Genomic DNA, 1,046 nt, shown 5'->3' on the forward strand with positions numbered 1-1,046 from the left:
ACCGACAAAGAGAGCGCCAAGCGGGTGGCGCGCCAGAACATGAAGTGGCACGAAAGCCTGATCTCCCACTTCGCGGAAATCTTCTTTCCGCTGCTGCCTGCGCTGATCAGCGGCGGCCTGATCCTCGGCTTCCGCAACCTGATTGGCGATTTGCCGCTCTACAACGACGCGCCGCTGACCGAAGCCTCGGTGGTGTGGAAAAGTGTTTACGACTTTTTATGGCTGATCGGTGAGGCGATCTTCTTCTACATTCCGGTGGGCATCTGCTGGTCGGTGGTGAAGAAAATGGGCGGCACGCCGATCCTCGGCATCGTGCTGGGCATCACGCTGGTCTCACCACAGCTGATGAACGCCTACCTGCTGGGGCAACACATCCCCGAAGTGTGGAACTTTGGCTGGTTCACCATCGACAAAGTGGGCTATCAGTCGCAGGTCATTCCGTCGATTCTCGCTGGCCTGACGCTGGCGTGGATTGAGCTGAAGCTCAAACGCATCGTGCCCGACTACCTGACGCTGGTGGTGGTGCCGGTTGTTTCGCTGCTGCTGGCGGTTTTCCTCGCGCATACCATCATTGGGCCGTTTGGCCGCATTATCGGTAATGGCATCGCCTGGGGCGTCAGCCACCTGATGACCGGTCCGTTTGCGCCGATCGGCTCCGCGCTGTTTGGCTTCCTGTACGCGCCGCTGGTGATTACCGGCGTGCACCAGACCACGCTGGCCGTGGATCTGCAGCTGATCCAGAACCTCGGCGGCACGCCGGTGTGGCCGATTATTGCGCTCTCCAACATGGCGCAGGGTTCAGCGGTGCTGGGCATCATCTTTATGAGTAAGAAGGTCAACGAACGGGAAATTTCGGTGCCGGCCGCCATCTCCGCCTACCTTGGCGTTACCGAACCGGCAATGTACGGCATCAACATGAAGTACCGCTTCCCGATGCTCTGCGGCATGGTGGGATCGGCCGCAGCCGGGCTGATTTGCGGATTGTCCGGCGTAATGGCTAACGGCATTGGCGTCGGCGGATTACCCGCGATTCTTTCGGTGAAAAC

General features: G+C 59.7%; 1 protein-coding gene. It reads left to right on the forward strand.

What is annotated here, in order from left to right:
- Positions 1-1,046, forward strand: a 1,046-nt coding sequence (treB, locus tag ACJY2L_RS20705; protein ID WP_439351311.1) for a PTS trehalose transporter subunit IIBC, incomplete at both ends; no start/stop codon positions are given.

Origin of the sequence: Duffyella sp. Ts4 (assembly GCF_051851875.1) — a bacterium.
Lineage (GTDB): Bacteria > Pseudomonadota > Gammaproteobacteria > Enterobacterales > Enterobacteriaceae > Duffyella > Duffyella gerundensis.